Source organism: Streptomyces sp. NPDC027962 (assembly GCF_055566095.1).
Genome location: NZ_JBVHTA010000028.1, coordinates 24,009 through 37,701, shown reverse-complemented (window position 1 = coordinate 37,701; position 13,693 = coordinate 24,009). Strand labels below are relative to the sequence as shown.

Sequence of the window (13,693 nt, the reverse complement as noted above, 5' to 3'; positions counted from 1 at the left end):
CCACCGGGAGCAGATGTGAGGCCCGCTCGTACGCTCGCCGCCGCCCTCGCCCAAAGGACCCTCGTCCTCGACGGCGGTCTGTCCAACCAACTGCAGGCCCAGGGGTGCGACCTGTCCGACAGTCTCTGGTCGGCCGCCCTGCTCGTCGACGGTCCGCGGCAGATCGAGGCAGCGCACACGGCATACGTACGGGCGGGCGCGCAGGTGCTCATCACCTCGAGCTACCAGGCCACCTTCGAGGGGTTCGCGCGGCGAGGCCTCGGCCAGGCCGAAGCCACCCGGCTGCTCGGCCGCAGCGTCGACCTCGCCCGGTCCGCGGCAAAGGCGGCAGACCACGAGGTGTGGGTCGCCGCCTCCGTCGGGCCGTACGGCGCGATGCTCGCGGACGGCAGCGAGTACCGCGGCCGGTACGGGCTGAGCGTGCGCGAGCTCGAGCGCTTCCACCGGCCGAGGGTGGAGGCGCTGGCGGCGGCCGGCCCCGACGTGCTCGCGCTGGAGACCGTGCCGGACACGGACGAGGCACAGGCGCTGCTGAATGCCGCAGAGGGGTGCGGGGTGCCGGTGTGGCTGTCGTACACGATCGCGGACGGCCGTACCCGGGCCGGCCGGCCGGCGGCCGAGGCCTTCGCGCTGGCGGCCGGTCGTGACGAGGTGATCGCGGTCGGGGTCAACTGCTGCGATCCGGGCGAAACCGTGCCCGCGGCGGCGCTCGCCTGTGAAATCACCGGCAAGCCCGCCGTCGTCTACCCCAACAGCGGCGAGCGCTGGGACGCAGCCGCACGGGCCTGGCAGGGCGGGTCCGCCTACGACCCGGCCCAGGTGCGCGCATGGCGGGCCGCCGGCGCCCGCCTGATCGGCGGCTGCTGCCGGGTCGGGCCGCAGAAGATCGGGGAGCTCGCGCGGCTGCTGGCCCACGAGGAGGAAGAGTGAGCGAACGCGGACCGGGAGGGGACCGGTTCCTGACGAAAACCCCTGGTCGGAGGTGGCCGACCGGACGATACTCAAACGCGTGTTCCTGACGATCAGTACTACCGGTACCCGTGAGCGTCCCGCGACCGACCTGGGCTTTCTGCTGCACAAGCATCCCGACAAGGCGCAGGCGTTCTCCACCTCGCACGGCACGGCACACGTCTTCTACCCCGAGGCGTCGGCCGAGCGGTGCACGGCCGCGCTGCTCCTGGAGGTGGATCCCGTGGCGCTGGTGCGGCGCGGCAGGGGCAAGGGCCGCGGCGGCGCACCCGACTCGGCGCTCGCGCAGTACGTCAACGACCGCCCCTACGCGGCGTCGTCCCTGCTGGCCGTGGCGCTGAGCACGGTGTTCAAGAGCGCCCTGCGCGGGGTCTGCGCCGCGTTGCCCGAGCGGGCCGACGCGCCGCTGCCGCTGCGCATCGAGGTGCCCGCGCTGCCCGCGCGAGGCGGCGCCGAACTGGTCCGCAAGCTCTTCGGGCCGCTCGGCTGGAGCTCCGTCGAGGCCGAACCGGTCGAGCTGGACGCGAAGTTCCCCGAATGGGGCGCCTCCCGCTATGTACAGCTGGTACTCGAAGGGGAGCTGCGGCTCGCTGACGCGCTGCGCCAGCTCTACGTCCTGCTGCCCGTCCTCGACGACGCGAAGCACTACTGGGTCGCACCGGAGGAGGTCGACAAGCTGCTGCGCGCCGGCGAGGGCTGGCTCGCGGAACACCCCGAGCAGAAGCTGATCACCAGCCGCTATCTGTCCCGGCGCCGGGGGCTGACCCGGCAGGCCATGGAGCGCCTGGAGCTGGCGCGTCTCGCAGAGGCCGACGACCTCCAGGTCGAGGACGTGGACAACGCCGTGGACGAGACCACCGACACCGAGGAGCGTCCCGTCCCGCTCGCCGAGCAGCGCAGGGAAGCCATCCTCGACGTGCTCCGCACGTCGGGCGCGAGCCGGGTGCTCGACCTGGGCTGCGGTCAGGGCCAGTTGGTGCAGGCCCTGCTCAAGGACGTCCGCTTCACCGAGATCGTCGGCGTGGACGTCTCGGTTCGCGCGCTGACCATCGCCGGACGGCGGCTCAAGCCGGAGCGGATGGGCGAGCGGCAGGCGGCCCGGGTCAAGCTGATGCAGGGCTCGCTCACGTACACGGACAAACGACTGGTGGGATACGACGCGGCCGTCCTCAGCGAGGTCGTGGAGCACCTCGACCTGCCGCGGCTGCCCGCGCTCGAGTACGCGGTGTTCGGCTCGGCCCGGCCGAGGACGGTGCTCGTGACGACGCCGAACGTCGAGTACAACGTCCGCTGGGAGACGCTGCCCGCCGGCCATGTCCGCCACGGCGACCACCGGTTCGAGTGGACCCGCGGGGAGTTCCGCACCTGGGCCGGCGGTGTGGCGGAGCGGCACGGCTACGAGGTCCGTTACGTGCCGGTGGGGCCCGACGACCCCGAGGTGGGCGCGCCCACGCAGATGGCCGTGTTCGAGATGACCGGGGCCACCGACCCGGACGCCGGGAAGGCCGGGAAGGCCACCGACCCGGACGCCGGGAAGGCCGGGAGGACGGCGAAGGCCGAGGAGACTGCGATCACGGAGAAGGCGAAGGAGGCGAAGGCCGCATGAGCACCGCGGAGAACCCCACGGGCAACACCGAGACCACAGGCGCCACCGGCATCACCCCCGGCCGCCGGCTCCCGGTCACCGACCTGTCCCTCGTCGTCCTCGTCGGGGCCAGCGGCTCCGGCAAGTCGACCTTCGCGCGCAAGCACTTCAAGCCGACCGAGGTCATCTCCTCCGACTTCTGCCGCGGCCTGGTCGCCGATGACGAGAACGACCAGAGCGCCAGCGGCGACGCCTTCGACGTGCTGCACTACATCGTCGGCAAGCGGCTGGCGGCCGGGCGGCTGACCGTCGTCGACGCGACCAACGTGCAGCAGGAGAGCCGCCGCCAGCTGGTCCGGCTGGCGCGTGAGCACGACGTCCTGCCGATCGCGATCGTGCTCGACGTGCCGGAAGAGGTCTGCGCGCAGCGCAACGCGATCCGCCCCGACCGCTCCGACATGCCCCGCCACGTCATCGCGCGCCACCGCCGCGAACTGCGCCGCTCGCTGCGGGGCCTGGAGCGTGAAGGCTTCCGCAAGGTCCACATCCTGCGCAGCGTCGAGGAGGCGGACAGCGCCGAGATCGTCCTCGAGCGCCGTTACAACGACCTGCGGCACCTGACCGGACCGTTCGACCTCATCGGCGACATCCACGGCTGCAGCTCCGAGCTGGAGACACTGCTCGGCAAGCTCGGTTATGTGGATGGCGTACACCCCGAGGGCCGTACCGCCGTCTTCGTCGGAGACCTCGTCGACCGCGGCCCGGACAGTCCCGGCGTGCTGCGCCGGGTGATGGACATGGTCGCCGAGGGCGGTGCCCTGTGCGTGCCCGGCAACCACGAGAACAAGCTCGGACGCTGGCTCAAGGGAAGAAACGTCCAGCACACCCACGGGCTCGCGGAGACGATCGAACAGCTGGACAAGGAGGACGACGCCTTCCGTGCGCAGGTGCGGGAGTTCATCGACGGACTCGTCAGCCACTACGTGCTCGACGAGGGCAGGCTCGTGGTCGCCCACGCCGGGCTGCCCGAGAAGTACCACGGGCGTACCTCCGGCCGGGTCCGCTCGCACGCGCTGTACGGGGAGACGACCGGGGAGACCGACGAATTCGGACTGCCTGTCCGCTACCCGTGGGCCGAGGACTACCGGGGCCGGGCCGCGGTGGTCTACGGCCACACACCTGTACCCGACACCTCATGGATCAACAACACCATCTGCCTCGACACGGGCGCGGTGTTCGGTGGGAAGATGACCGCCCTGCGCTGGCCCGAGCGGGAACTGGTCGACGTGCCGGCCCAGAAGGTCTGGTACGAGCCGGTCAGGCCACTTGTCACCGAGGCGCCGGGCGGCCGTGAGGGCCGGCCGCTGGACCTCGCCGATGTGCAGGGCCGGCGGGTCGTGGAGACCCGCCACATGTCCCGCATCGGCGTACGCGAGGAGAACGCCGCCGCCGCGCTCGAGGTGATGAGCCGCTTCGCGATCGACCCGCGCCTGCTGGCGTATCTGCCGCCGACCATGGCGCCGACCGCCACGTCGAAGGAGGAGGGCTACCTGGAGCATCCGGCGGAGGCGTTCGCCCAGTACCGGTCCGACGGTGTCGCCAAGGTCGTGTGCGAGGAGAAGCACATGGGCTCGCGTGCGGTGGCGCTGGTCTGCCGGGACGCCGACGCCGCTCGCGAGCGGTTCGGCGCTTGTGGGGGTACCTCCCACGCCGAAGGCCGTGGGGGAGGGCCGACGGGCGCGCTGCACACCCGGACCGGGCGGCCCTTCTTCGACGACCTCGCGGTCACCGAGGAGGTCCTCGAGCGCCTGCGCACCGCCGTCACCGCCGCCGGGCTGTGGGACGAGCTGCAGACCGACTGGCTGCTGCTGGACGCCGAGCTGATGCCCTGGTCCCTCAAGGCCCACGGTCTGCTGCGCTCGCAGTATGCCGCGGTGGGCGCCGCGTCCGGCGCCGTACTGCCCGGCGCGACCGCTGCCCTGGCGGCCGCGGCGGCGCGTGGTGCCGCCGTCGACGCGCTGCTGGAGCGGCAGCACGAGCGCGCCGCCGACGCGGCCGCGTTCACCGAGGCGTACCGGCGCTACTGCTGGAGCACGGACGGGCTCGACGGGGTGCGGCTCGCGCCCTTCCAGATCCTCGCGGCGCAGGGGCGCTCGCTCGCGGCGGTGCCGCACGACGCGCAACTGGCGTGGCTGGACCGGCTGGTGGAGCACGACCCGACGGGCCTGCTCCAGGTCACCCGGCGGCTGGTCGTCGACACGGGCGACGAAGCATCGGTGCGTTCAGGTGCCGACTGGTGGCTGGAGATGACCGGGCGGGGCGGCGAGGGCATGGTCGTCAAGCCGCTGCAGGCACTCGCACGGGACGGGAAGGGCCGGCTCGTGCAGCCGGGCATCAAGGTGCGCGGCCGTGAGTACCTCCGCATCATCTACGGCCCCGAGTACACCCGCCCGCAGAACCTGGAGCGGCTGCGCGGCAGATTCCTGAACCACAAGCGCTCGCTCGCCCTGCGCGAGTACGCCCTGGGACTGGAGGCGCTGGACCGGCTGGCCGACGGCGAGCCGCTGTGGCGTGTCCACGAGGCCGTGTTCGCGGTGCTGGCGCTGGAGTCGGAGCCGGTCGACCCCCGGCTGTGAGCGGCGCGGTACGACGCCCCGGCCGCCTCCCCGGCGGCCGGGGCGTCGTGCCGGGGGCTCACCCGGGAGGTACAGCAGGAGGGCATGCGCCCGCGCATTGCCCAGTGCGCCCCCATGTGCCCCCAAGACCCTTTCAGGTCATATTGACCGACCGATGACCGGCCCATAGCGTCATTGGCCCGACGCAGTGTGACGGATGATGAGCTCTGAGGTACCGAGTGCCTCGTGGGCCCACTGCGCGGAAAGACACACCGGCGTAGGAAGTGGTCCCCCGACGGGCCAGCACATCCGCTGCGGGGGGCGAAGCGATGAGTCTGTTCGGAGGGGGCAGTTCGTTTCTCGACGCCCTCACTCCGCAGGACCGTGCGACGCTCATCGCCCTCGGCGCCCCCCGTGTCTACGAATCCGGCGCGGTCATGATCCAGGAGCGCGACACCAGCACCTTTGTGCTGCTGCTGCTCTCGGGATGGGCCGTGGTATCCGTCGACACCGATCGCGGAGGGCGCCTCATCCTCGCCCTGAGGGGCGCCGGCGAGGTCGTCGGCGACCTCGCGGCCGTGGACCGCGGGCCGCGCAGCGCCTCTGTGACCGCGCTCGGCGAGGTGCGCACCGTGGCCGTTTCCGGCGAGCGCTTCCGCAGCTTTCTCGCCGCCCGCCCCCAGGCCACGGCGCTGATCATGCGCCAGCTCAGCGCCCGGCTGCGCAGCTCGGACGTCGAACGCCGGTCGCTGGCCTCCGGTTCGGTGCTGCAGCGGCTCGCCGCGCGCCTGGTCGAGCTCGGCCGACGGGTGGGCCGCCGCTGCGACGAAGGCACCGTCATCGACCTGCCCCTGCCGCAGCACGACCTCGCGGCGGCCATCGGCGCGACCCGGGAGGCGGTGGCGAAAGTGCTGCGCCTGCTGCGCGAGCAGGGCGTGGTGCGCACCGCGCACCGCCGCCTGATCGTCACCGACATGAAGCTGCTGCGGCTGCTCGCCGAGGGCCGCGAACAACCGCCGCAGCGCAGATCGGCGAGGAAAAAGCCGCCACTTGTGTAAACGGCTACATCGCCCGTCGCCCGACGCGCCCAGTCTTTTCTCCGAGACGACAGCAACCCAGGGGGTCCCAGTGAGCAGTGCGGCAGCCGTCAACAGACTGGTGATATACGGAGACGTCTGCGGCTCGGGAACCATGGGTCTCGAAGCGAAGAGACGCATGCGGGACGCCATGTACGGGGCGTTCACCGAGGCGTACGGTGCCGTCGGCGTCGACGTGCGCCGTATCCACCAGGAGGACCGCGGAGACGGGATCCTCGCGGCGCTCGATCCGGGCGTACCGCCGACGCTGATGGTCGGCACCTGGACCGACACCCTGTACCAGAGCCTGCGCGAACACAACGCGGCCGGCGCCCCCCGTCTGCGGCTGCGCATCGGGATGAACGCGGGGCCGGTACTCGACGACGGCAGAGGGCTGGTGGGCCGGGCCGTGGACCTGGCGGCCCGGCTCTGCGACAGCCCGACCGCCAAGCGGACGATGGAGCTGGCCCCCGGTTCCGACCTGCTGCTCGTCGTGTCCGACTGGCTCTACACCAACGTGGTGGCGGAGGGCGGCCGTTACGTGGAGCCGGAGACCTACCGCAGCGCCCGGGTCCGATTCAAGGAGACCGACGAGAAGGCCTGGTTCCACATCCCGCGGACCCCCGCGCCGCCACTGCCCGAGGACCGGCCGGACGACCTGCCGGGCGCCGGACAGGGACGCGGCGCGAAAACACCCGGCGCGGCCGACGCGCCGGGTGCACCGACCGGCGGTGGGCCGGTACAGGGGGACGGCCCACCGCCTTCCGCTCCGCCACGTATCGGCACGCAGATCAATGCGCGGGGTGACGTGGCGGCATTCGAGAACAACGTGTTCCACGCCCCGGTGACCGGCATCCGCAAGGACCGCGCAACCGGTGCACCCGACCCGGGTGATGCGGCATGAGTGACCAGGACCAGGCCCCGCCCACCGACGGCCCGGCGGACGACAAGCCGCCCGTGGCCGACCCCAGGCCCCCCGGAGAGGCCGAGGCCGGCGCCGGTGCGCCGGACGGCGCGGAGCCGCCGCCGGAGCCGCCCAACCCCTTCGCGACGGCCGGCCGCAACCCGATCGGTTCGGCAGGCGGCACCGGCGGATCCGGCACCGCCCATGCCGCACGCCGGACCTTCGCCCCCCGGCAGGCGGAACGCGTCGTCAACTTCGGCGACGACGGCCAGTATTTCCACGGCAACTACTTCATCAGCCAGTTCGGTACGGGCGGTGGCCCGGCCCTGCTCGACGGGCCGGTCCCGGCGGAGGAACTGCGAACCCTCGCCGGTGTCTACTGCGAGTCGCCCGGGTACGGCCGGATGCGGGCCCGGCTCCGCGAATGCGGTCTGCTGGTCCTGTGCGGCGAACGGGGCAGCGGCCGCAAGGCCACGGCCCTCGCGCTGCTCGCCGAACTGACCGAGGACCAGGTCACCCGGCTCGACCCCAGCCAGGCCGTGCACACCATCACCGGCGAGATGCTCAAGGAACAGCACGGGCACCTGCTGGAGCTCCCCTCCGAGGAGTTGCACCGCGACGGCGGCCGGAGCGCGGGTGCAGACGGCCGGGAGGCCGTGGGCGGCCCAGGCCGGCTCACCGAACTGCATCTGGACCGCTTCAGCCGGCTGCTGCTGGCTGCCAAGGCCTTCGGTGTCGTTCTCGTCGAGCCCGGAGATCTGGCCGACCGGCTGCTGCGCGGCCGCTACGGCATGCACTGCCGGCCGCCCGGGACCGAGGACGTCCTCCACCGCCATCTGCGCATCCGGCTCAGGGACGAGCCGCAGGAAGCCCTCGACAGCTGCCGGGAGCTGGCCCGCCGTGACGACGTCCAGGGCGCACTCGGACTCGACGAGCTGCGGCCCCGGGAGGCGGCCGGCCTCGCCGATCTGCTCGCCCGGCACCACCGCGGCGAGATCGGCGAGGACGAACTCCTCGACGGCTGCGCCACCTTCGTACGGGCACAGGCACGCTCGTGGTTCGCGGGCGCCGACCGCCCAGGCACCCTCCCCGAGGCCGCTCCCACGATCAACGCGGCCGCCTTCCGTATCGCCGTCGCCGTGTTCAACGGGTCGCCCTACGGCCTGGCGGCGGAAGCCGCGGAGCAGCTCGCCTGGGAGATGCAGGTCACCCTCGACCCCGAACAGGCGGTCGGCAGGAGGCTGTTCGGTACGCACGCCGACGAACGGCCGGTCCTGGCCCGCTCGGTGGTCGAGGACTCGGAGCTCGATCTGGGTGACGCCCAGATCCCGGTGCGCGCCATCCGCTTCCAGGGTGAGGCACTCGCCACCGCAGTTCTGCGCGAGGTCTGGCACGGCTATCACAACGTGCGCGGACCGGTGGTGCGGTGGCTGCGCGCACTCTGCGACGACCCGCGGCCCCACGTGTGGGTGCGGGCCTCCGTGGCCGCCGGGGTGCTGTGCTCCTGGGACTGGGTGTACGGGGCGGGCGAGTTGATCGGCCCGATGGCGGCGACGGACAGCCCCGTACAGCAGATGTCCGCCGCCACGGCGCTCGCGGAGGCGTCCAGGGACCCGTCGGTGCAGCCGGCCGTCGGCGCACTGCTGAAGGAGTGGGCCGGGTCCGGCCAGGACAACCTGGTGACGACCGCCCTGCTGACCCACGGCTACGGCATGGCGGCCGGCTCCGTCCGTGCCTCCCTCGACGCGCTCGCGAAGACCGTCCGCACCGGGGACGTGACGGTGCTGTCCAACGCGGCGTTCAGCGTCACCCGCCTGCTCGCCGGTGTGGAACCGGAGACGGTCGTGGCCCGGCTCGGCGACTGGCTGCGCGGCGGCCGGCGGGAGCTGAACGACCTGGTGCTGCTGAGTGTCCTCGGCACGCTCACCACGCGTACCACCTATCTGTGGGGCCTTGAGGAGACCGATGAACTCGAGGCGCACGCCAGGCGTCCGCTGCTCGTGGCGCTCATCGCGACCCGCCGCCCCCTGGTGCGCAAGCTCGCCGATCTCGTGCGTCTCACCCTCGGGACCGCCCGGTCGGGCGAGGTGGCGCTCGACGCCCTCGGGCGCGTGCTGCGTCAGTGTGCCGACGACCCCGGCCAGCTGGACCTGATGTGCGGCTTCCTCCCGCTGATCACCGAGGAACGCAGGGACCGCGCCCGGGTGCGGCACCTGCTGGCCCGGCTGGTGCGGGACGAGGACGACCCCCTGGACAAGAACGCCGCCCGCCTGATGTGGGACGCGGTGGCGGAAGGAGCGATGTGATGATCCCGTCAGGCGCCGGAGAGCATCCCGCGCAGCAGGACAGCCCCCACGGCCCGCAGAACCCCGACGGACCGCGGAAGGGCCCCCTGCTGCGTGAGTGCGCGCTGCCGTACCAGCGGCGCAGCGGCCAGGTGGCGGCGGTGTGCCTGTACTCCAACGGCGGCCACAGCGTGCTCTGGCCGAGCCGCCGGGAGGACCACAACAAGCCGTGGTTCGGGCAGCCGTTCAGCGTCTTCGAGGTGATTCTCGGACGCCATGTGACGACCTTCGAACTGGCCCTGCCCGCCGCAGGCGACGCCCAGTCCTTCCAGGCGACGGCGGAGGTGCAGTGGGAGGTGGACGACCCCCACCTGATCGTGGAGAAGGCCGTCTGGGACGTCCGCGAGATGCTGCACGGCGACCTGCTGTACGGCCTGCGCCAGGTGTCGCGCCGGTTCCGGCTGACCGAGGCGCAGCGCGCCGACGAGGCCGTGCAGGCGGAACTGCGGGCCGGGCGGATGGACCTCGGCCGCGACCTCGGTCTGCGCACCCGCGTGCACGTCTTCATCGACCTCAACGAGCAGGTCAGGGACCGGGTGGTCGAGGTCGAGAACGTCACGTTCGAGATGCAGAGGGACCGGGCGCAGGCCGAGGCGGAACGGCACAGGGACAGGTACGAACGGGAGCGGGTCGCCGCACGGGCCGCGGAGCTGGAACAGGTGCTGCGGCGCGGCGAGGAGGCCGAGATCATCCATTTGATGGCGAGCAACCCCGACAAGGTGTGGGAGATCCGCAAGGCGATCCGGCAGGAGAAGCGGGAGGGCCAGGCCGACTACCTGAACCTCTTCAACAGGCTGCTCGACGCGGGCATGCTCGAGCGTCACGACGTCGGCGAGCAGATGTACGAGGTGCTGCGGTATCTGCGCGACAACAACAGCCGTGTCATCGGCGGGGTCACCGACCGAGTGCTGACGTCCGGCGGGGAGTCGCGCAGGCCGGCCCTGTCCGCACGTACGGACGAAACCCCCGAGCCCAGGAGGCCGTTCTGGGACGAGGAACCGGAGGACGCCGATCCTGCCGGTCCGGCCGTCGGTCCCGACGACGAGGGGCACATCTACGAACCCACGCGGGTGCAGTCGGCCGCGGAACGCGACCGGGACAGCGACCGTGATCGGGACAGCAACCGTGACCGTGACCGGGACAGTCTGCGCACGGCCGGGCCACGGGACGCCCGCCCCAGCGCCGACTTCGACGACTGGGGCGACGAATGAACGCTGCCCCGCCGCCGGTCCCCGACCCCGCCCCGCCGCCCATGCCCGCCCCCGCCCCGCCGCCCGGCCCGGACGCCGGGCCCGATGTGCGGTTCGTGGCGGAACGGCTGCTGGGCTCCGTACGCGAGGACATCGGCCGCGCCGACGCCAAGGCGGCGATCCTGCTCTCCGGGGCGATCGCCGCGCTGGCCGTCGCCTTCTCGCGCAACGAACTCCCGCTGCCGGCCTCCCGCCCGGCCGCAGTCGTCGTGGCGGCCGGGCTGGTGCTCTGCGCGGCGGGAGTACTGATGCTCGTCGGCGTGATACTGCCCCGCACCCGGACCGGCGCGGACAGCACGTTCCTGCGGGATCTCTCGGTCGGCACACCGGTCGATGAACTGCTCGCCCGGCTCTCCGAGTCGGGCGAGGACATCGTGCGCTGGCTGGTCGGCCAGGCACGGGTGCACGGGGCGGTCCTGGCCGCCAAATACCGGTGGCTGCGCATGGGGGTCTGCTCGCTGACCCTCGGCGCGCTGCTGGTCCTCTTCGGCGAGCTGTGGTGAGAGACGATGAGACTGATCCGCAAGACGAGTGCGCCGGTGCTGGCCTGCGCGCTCCTGATGCTGGTGGCAGCAGCGCCGGCGCCGGCTTCCACCGGGCCGGGCGGCCCGCAGCGCGAGGCGGCCGCCCCGGCGGCCGACGGTCCCGACCCGATCGACTTCGCCGTCGTGGTCGACCAGTCGGAGAGCCTGTCGGACGACGATCTGGCCCGTGAGGTGGAAGCCGCCTCACTGATCACGCAGGGCGAGATCTCCGAGCGGTCCCGCGCCGCTGTGATCGGCTTCGGCAGCTCGGAGAAAGAGGGCCAGTCACCGGTCCGCGAGGTGTGTGCGCTGACGACGGCCGACACCGCAGGGCGCCAACGGCTGAGCGACTGCGTCCAGCAGCTGGGCGACCGGGACGACAAGACCATGGGGCCGGGAACGGACTTCCCCGCCGCCGTGCGCCAAGCCGTCGACCGGCTGACGGAGGACGACGCCAAGACCATCCCCAAGGTCGTCTTCCTGCTCACCGACGGCCGGCTCGACGTCTCCGACAGCCCGGAGTACGGCACCGACAGCACCAGCCGCCAGGCCAACGGGGCCAAACGCCTCGCGGAAGAACTGGCCCGGGCGCGGAAGGAGTCCGTGCAGATCTGGCCGCTCGGCTTCGGTGACAAGATCGACCGCGCTGCGCTGACCAGGATGGCCGAGGGCGGATACCGAAACGGCTGCGCCGACCAGCCCGGCTCGGCCCCCAAGATGCGAGAGGTCGGTAGCTCGACGCAGATCGACAAGGCCCTCCAGGAGACCTTCGCCGCCGCGCGCTGTGCACGCGTGGCCCACGGCACCGTCGGAAAGCCGCCCGCCGACCTCTACGTCACGATCCCGCCCATCGCCACCGACGGCTCCATCACCGTCGGCAAACACGACCCCAAGGTCTCCGTCACCTACTACGACCCCGACGGCCGACGGGTGCCCACCCAGGGTGACTTTGACGGTTCCTTCTTCGAGACCAGCGGACAGGACGGCCCGGTGGAAGCGCTCCGGGTGAAGAACCCGCTGCCGGGCAAGTGGCGTGTGCACATCGAGGCGCCTGAGGGCCACCGCGACCGTGAGGTCGCCGTGCGTGCCATCTGGCAGGGCAAACTGCGCTCCGCTGTCACCCTGGGCCCGGCGTCCCCGCGACCGGGTGAGGAAGCGGTCGTCGAGGTCCGCATGCAGACCCGCCGCGGCGTGGTGATCACCGACCCCGAGCTGCTGCGGGGCGTACGGGTCTCGGCGCGGATGTCCGGTGCCGGGTTCGACCCGGTCGTGGTGCCGCTGGCCGACAACGGCGAGAAGCCGGACGCACAGGCGGACGACGTGCGCTACACCGGACGCGTCACCGTACCCGCCACCGCCTCGGGGGAACTCGAACTCGTCACGGAGATGGCCGCCCCCGGCGTCACCAGCGACCGCCGTCCCCTGCACGCACGGGTCTCCGAGGGCACGCCGGTGCTCACCGCCGGACTGACCGTGGACCGTGGCGAGCTCCACCCCGGCGGTACGTTCACGGGAACCCTGGACGTCACCAACAACGACTCCGGGCCGCACACCCTGCGTCTCGCGCTCGCAGACCAGCCGCCCGGATCCGGTCTGCGTATCACCCCCGCCACGGTGAACGCCGCGCCCGGCGGCAGCTCCACCCCGTTCACCGTCACCCTCGGCGCGGACGCCCCGCTCGGGGAGCTGTCGGGACGCATCACGGTGACCGACCTCGGCGACCGCGGCCGGGTGGTGGACAACGTCTTCCTCGGAGTGCACGTCACCAAGAAGCCCACCGTGTGGGACGAGTGGGGGTGGGCGTTCTACGCGGCGGCGGTGCTGCTGCTCGCTCTGGCAGCGGTCGCCGTCGTACGGCTCAAGGCGGGAGCCAGACGGCGGGACCTCACGGGTGTACGGCTCGAACTGCGGGCGCAGGGACAGCGACCGGACACGCTGACCGTCAGGTCCGGTCAGAGCTCCGGCGGAGAGTTCCTGTTCAGCGTCGACCGCTCCGGCGGAGGGGCACCCGCACTACGGCGCGGCGGCACCCAGGCGTACCGGCTACGGCGCACGACGGCCGGACAACTGCTGCTCAAGCCCCCGAGCGGCCGGGAACGAACCATCGGGGCGGGCGAACCGACCACGCTCGGCGACGGCCTCGAACTTGTCGTCGGCGACGGCAGTACCGCCTCCGGGCCCGGCCGCACCGGCACAGGCAGACGCACCGGCCGCGACGGCGGCGGACCGGGCGACAGCGGCGGTCGAGGAGGCCGGTGGCGGATGCCGCGCCCCCGAGGCGGCGGCCCCGCGGGCTCCTCGAACGGGAGCGGCCCACGCCGGGGCCGGGGTGACGCCTCCGTCGCACCGGGACAACGCGGCACGACCCAGCGCCCCGACCCCAACTTCTGAAGCCCCTCTCGGCCATGAGCGGCCGTCGACGACG

General features: G+C 72.4%; 9 protein-coding genes. All 9 read left to right on the top strand.

Annotated features, from left to right (window positions below):
* The first annotated feature begins 15 nt into the window (after nt 1-15).
* Nucleotides 16-930 carry a homocysteine S-methyltransferase gene (mmuM, locus tag ACZ4SA_RS24280; RefSeq protein ID WP_468278088.1) on the top strand — a complete coding sequence of 305 codons (915 nt, stop codon included), beginning with the start codon at nt 16-18 and terminating at the stop codon, nt 928-930.
* 79 nt (nt 931-1,009) lie between these two features.
* Nucleotides 1,010-2,575, top strand: a complete 1,566-nt coding sequence (locus ACZ4SA_RS24275; RefSeq protein WP_468278086.1) for a 3' terminal RNA ribose 2'-O-methyltransferase Hen1 — start codon at nt 1,010-1,012, stop codon at nt 2,573-2,575.
* Nucleotides 2,572-5,190, top strand: coding sequence for a polynucleotide kinase-phosphatase (locus tag ACZ4SA_RS24270; RefSeq protein WP_468278083.1), 2,619 nt, complete (start codon nt 2,572-2,574; stop codon nt 5,188-5,190). Before ACZ4SA_RS24275 ends, ACZ4SA_RS24270 begins: the two co-directional genes overlap by 4 nt.
* 308 nt (nt 5,191-5,498) lie before the next feature.
* Complete coding sequence (locus tag ACZ4SA_RS24265; protein ID WP_468278081.1) at nt 5,499-6,227, top strand: Crp/Fnr family transcriptional regulator; 729 nt, start codon at nt 5,499-5,501, stop codon at nt 6,225-6,227.
* Nucleotides 6,228-6,384: 157 nt separating this feature from the next.
* Complete coding sequence (locus tag ACZ4SA_RS24260) at nt 6,385-7,149, top strand: hypothetical protein (protein ID WP_468278079.1); 765 nt, start codon at nt 6,385-6,387, stop codon at nt 7,147-7,149.
* Nucleotides 7,146-9,455: a hypothetical protein gene (locus ACZ4SA_RS24255; protein ID WP_468278077.1), complete on the top strand. Its 2,310-nt coding sequence runs from the start codon at nt 7,146-7,148 to the stop codon at nt 9,453-9,455. Before ACZ4SA_RS24260 ends, ACZ4SA_RS24255 begins: the two co-directional genes overlap by 4 nt.
* On the top strand, nt 9,455-10,705 hold the full coding sequence (locus ACZ4SA_RS24250) for a hypothetical protein (RefSeq protein ID WP_468278074.1): 1,251 nt from the start codon (nt 9,455-9,457) through the stop codon (nt 10,703-10,705). Before ACZ4SA_RS24255 ends, ACZ4SA_RS24250 begins: the two co-directional genes overlap by 1 nt.
* A complete protein-coding gene (locus tag ACZ4SA_RS24245; RefSeq protein ID WP_468278072.1) occupies nt 10,702-11,247 on the top strand; it encodes a Pycsar system effector family protein in 546 nt (181 codons plus the stop codon). The genes ACZ4SA_RS24250 and ACZ4SA_RS24245 overlap by 4 nt, the downstream gene beginning before the upstream one ends.
* A 6-nt stretch (nt 11,248-11,253) precedes the next feature.
* The gene (locus ACZ4SA_RS24240) at nt 11,254-13,659 is read left to right on the top strand and encodes a VWA domain-containing protein (RefSeq protein WP_468278070.1); all 2,406 of its coding nucleotides are present in this window, start codon (nt 11,254-11,256) and stop codon (nt 13,657-13,659) included.
* Nucleotides 13,660-13,693: the final 34 nt, after the last annotated feature.